The 4,490-nt window shown below is 46.8% G+C and carries 3 protein-coding genes; all 3 read left to right on the top strand.

Annotation, left to right across the window (positions count from 1 at the left end; all coding sequences use genetic code 11):
- On the top strand, window positions 1-3,476 hold a 3,476-nt coding region (recC, locus tag AB4653_RS10150), incomplete at its 5' end, for an exodeoxyribonuclease V subunit gamma (RefSeq protein ID WP_372104047.1).
- A 6-nt stretch (window positions 3,477-3,482) separates the two neighbouring features.
- Complete coding sequence (locus tag AB4653_RS10155) at window positions 3,483-3,629, top strand: hypothetical protein (protein ID WP_170962724.1); 147 nt, start codon at window positions 3,483-3,485, stop codon at window positions 3,627-3,629.
- Window positions 3,630-3,887: 258 nt separating this feature from the next.
- Window positions 3,888-4,490: UvrD-helicase domain-containing protein (locus AB4653_RS10160; RefSeq protein ID WP_372104050.1), on the top strand; the 603-nt coding region annotated here is incomplete at its 3' end.

The raw sequence follows: 4,490 nt of genomic DNA on the forward strand, positions 1-4,490 counted from the left end.
TGTTTACTGTTTACCATTCCAATAAAGTCGATACTTTAAAAATCCTTCTCGTTCACTTAATTAAAAGTGACCCTTTGGCCAATCCTTTCGAAAAAGAGCAGATCTTGGTTCAGAGCCCAGGCATGTCTCAATGGCTTAAGATGGAACTCGCCAAAGAGTTTGGCGTAGCAGCAAATATCGATTTCCCACTTCCAGCAACCTTCATTTGGGATATGTTTACCCAAGTGCTTCCTGATGTACCTAAACGCAGTGCTTTTAACAAGGAAGCGATGACATGGAAGCTGATGAGTTTGCTACCCGCTAAGCTTGACCACCCTGATTTTTTACCTCTACAACGCTACCTTGAAAACGACGAAGATGATTCGAAGCTGTACCAATTGGCAGAGAAAATTGCCGATATCTTCGATGGCTACTTGGTGTATCGACCTGAATGGATGGCGATGTGGGAAGCGGGAGAGCCCGTTGCTGAATTGGTCGATGATGAAGGGCAGCAAGCTCACCCTTGGCAACCGATTTTGTGGCAAGCACTCTATGAGCAAACCCTGTCTCAAGGCCAATCAAAATACCACCGTGGGAACTTGTACCACGACTTCATTGAAGCGCTAGCTAATCAACAAGGTAAATTGCAACATCTGCCTAAACGCTTATTTGTGTTTGGTATCTCTTCGTTGCCTCCTCGTTACATGGATGCGTTGAAAGCACTCGGTGAGCAGATTGATGTGCACTTGATGTTTACCAACCCTTGCCAACATTACTGGGGCGATATTCGCGACCGTAAATATTTGGCAAGAGTTGAAGCCCAGCGTCGTAAGCAGTTTGTGTTGGTTGATGGTTTACCTAAATTGGAGGGTGAAACTTCACCATTGAAAGATGGCATTGAAGCTAATATTGAAGACGAACTGCATACCAGCCAAGCCGTGGGTAATAGTTTACTTGCGTCTATGGGGAAACTGGGCAGAGATAACCTGTTTTTACTATCTCAATCAGACTGCGAAGAGCATGAGTTCTTTATTGATGTTGAGAGAGATAACCTATTGCATCAACTGCAAGCCGATATTCTCCAGTTAGAAGAACATCAAGACGACCACATATTAGATTCCAGTAACCATAAACAGGTTGTTGAACTTGGCGATCGCTCTCTAACCGTACATGCGTGTCATAGCCCAATGCGTGAGGTTGAAGTCCTTCATGATCAGTTGTTGGCGATGTTTGATACCAACCCGACTCTGAAACCACGCGATATCATCGTGATGGTGTCTGACATTAATGCTTATAGCCCAGCGATTCAGGCGGTATTTGGTAATGCACCGGGTGAGCGTTATATCCCTTACTCGATCTCTGATAGAACCGCAGACCAAGAAAGCCCAATTCTGACCGCCTTCATGCAGTTAGTCGCGCTACCAAACACGCGCTGTCTAGCTTCTGAGTTGCTAGAGCTGTTAGAAATTCCTGCGATGATGGCACGCTTTGGTATTGACGAGTTTCAATTCGAGCAAGCCAAGCAATGGGTTGAAGAAGCGGGTATCCGTTGGGGTGTCGATGCTTCAACGGCGACAGAATTTGATTTACCTGCGACCGAGCAAAATACTTGGCTATTCGGCATTCAGCGCATGCTATTGGGTTATGCGATGTCAGACTCTGCAGGTTTGTTTGAAACTGAACACTCTCCGATTGCCGCTTATAACGAAGTTCAAGGCATTAACGCCGAACTTGCAGGTAAGTTAGCTCACTTTATCGATCGTATTGCCCATTACCGTCAACGCTTAACTGAAACTCAATCTATCGATATGTGGCGTGAAATCTTGCTGCAAATGATTGATGATTTCTTTGCGGTTGAACTGGAAGGCGAGGTGGTGCTTAAGTCGATACGTGATGCGCTTTCGCAACTGAATGAACAGCTTGATGATGCCTTGTATGAACAAGAGTTGTCGCCAAGCATTATCTATCAGTACCTCAATAATAAGTTATCGGGTGCACGTATTAGTCAGCGTTTTTTAGCAGGCCAAGTTAACTTTTGTACCTTGATGCCGATGCGTTCTATTCCTTTCAAAACCGTTTGTCTATTGGGAATGAACGATGGTGTTTACCCTCGCTCAATGCCACCAGAAGGTTTTGATCTAATGAACGGACGCACACGACCAGGGGATCGTTCTCGCCGTGATGATGACCGCTATCTATTCTTAGAGGCGATGATGTCAGCACAAGAGTGTTTGTACATCAGCTATGTCGGCCGTTCGATTAAGGATAATACTGAGCGAGTGCCATCGGTATTGGTTTCAGAGTTGATTGAATACTGCCAACAGAACTACTGTTTGAGTGACGATCAAGCCTTACCAAGTGATGATTCAGGCATCAAGCTGACTCAAGCGATCAGCTTTGAACACACCATGACACCGTTCAGCCCTGCTGCGTTTACTCAAGGTGATGCGAGCCATGTGCTGAGTTACGCCAAAGAGTGGCTTCCAGCGGCTAACCGTACCGGTGAACGCAGTGGTGAATTCAATCGTGCATTGGATGACTATTTGTTGGGTGCGACGTACCCGTTAGAACTCGATTTGGTTGAGTTACAGCGTTTTTGGCGTTTGCCAGTGCAGTACTTCTTTAATCGCCGCCTAAAAGTGGTATTTGAGCCGCCACTTCCTGTGATGGAAGACGATGAGCCATTTGTACTTAATGGTTTAGAGAGTTTCCAACTTAAGGATGCTTTGCTGCAAGTGCTGCTAGACCACCCTGAAGGCGCAGACGAAGCAGTGCGACTGTTTGTCTCTGAGCAAAAAGCACAGGGCCGATTACCGGTTGGCGCCTTTGGTGATATCGAGTTTGAAACCAACCGTGTTCAAGCGGAAGACTTAGCTAAAGAGATTCGATTTGTGAGCGGATCACCGCAACAAGATCTCGAAGTGAATATCGAATTTGATGTGTTAGGCGAAGGCAAACCTGTTCGCTTGATGGGTTGGTTAACTCAAAACTACCAATCAGGTCTAGTGCGTTTCCGTAGCGGCAAAATACGCTCTCAAGATTACTTAGCAGCATGGATCGATCATTTATGTTGCGCAGTGATGGGACACGGGAAAACGACCCATATTATTGGCTATGACAGAAAAGAGGGCGTTGTTCACCAGACGCTACAGCCTATCGGCGATGCGCAGCAGGTGAAGAGCTTGTTGGCTGAATTAGTGCGACTGTTTTATCAAGGCATGACTGCACCATTGCCTTATTTCCCGAAAACCGCATTGGCTGGTGTTGAAGCGGGCTTTAGCCGTGGTAAGTGGGTCGATGACGAAGAAAAGTCGCTCAAGAAAATGGCCGATACCTTTAATGACAGCTTCGCCTTTACGGGTGAGGGGAGAGATACTTACATCTCACGTATTTGGCCTAAGTGGGACGATGAGCTGGCTGTTGAGTCGCGTATGTATTCAACGCTTGTGTTACAGGCGGCAAGGTTGGCTGCTGCCGATCTGGAAGATCAGGAGTAAGTGGTTGTGATCGACAAGATCAATAGCGAGTGCGCTGAATTAATGAAAAACGAAAGAGAGTCGCTGGTCAGCATTTGGGATACCTGCTTTCAAGGTGAAGAGAAGCAAAGTACAGGAAATAAAGTGGCCGCCAGTAAATCATTATTAGTGTAGGGCGTTCGCTGTACGGCCACAGGTCAGAGGGACCATTATTCTGTGGTTCAAAGTAACGCATGAGTATAAAACTCGTACGCGCACCTGAACTCGTGGGCGCATAGTAGCGAGGCGATCTGAATTGATCCGTGAGAGAGATCGCACTAACTATTAACAAATCAGCGTAGGACGTAAATTGAATGACGTTTTCCACGCTAGGTCACATTTATAGCAATAGTCACATTTTTAACAGACTCATCTATCAAAAGGCAGTAAGGCATGACGACCACAAGCAGTGTTCAGGTAATCACTCCACAGACACTCGATACCATGACGTTTCCACTTCATGGCGCGCGTTTAATTGAAGCATCAGCGGGTACGGGTAAAACATTTACCATCGCTGGCTTGTACTTGCGCCTACTGCTCGGGCACGGCACGGCCGCTCCACAAGGCGACCTGACTGAAGCCACTCGACACCATGAGCCGTTAACCGTAGACCAAATCTTGGTGGTGACCTTTACTGAAGCGGCAACGGCAGAGCTGCGAGATCGTATCCGTGCTCGAATCCATGATGCACGTATCGCGTTTGCACGTGGGCAAAGTGACGATCCAGTGATTGCTCCTTTGTTACAAGCCATTGATGATCATGCTGGTGCTGCGAAAACTTTGCTTAACGCTGAAAGACAAATGGATGAGGCGGCGGTATACACCATTCACGGTTTCTGTCAGCGTATGTTGACTCAAAATGCCTTCGAGTCAGGAAGCCGTTTTGATAATGAATTTGTGACCGATGAAAGCCACCTAAAAGCACAAGTGGTCGCCGACTATTGGCGTAAGCAGTTTTACCCGCTGCCAATTCAACTGGCGGGTGAAGTGCGAAAT

The organism is Vibrio sp. 10N.222.48.A3 (genome assembly GCF_041475345.1).
GTDB lineage: Bacteria > Pseudomonadota > Gammaproteobacteria > Enterobacterales > Vibrionaceae > Vibrio > Vibrio tasmaniensis_A.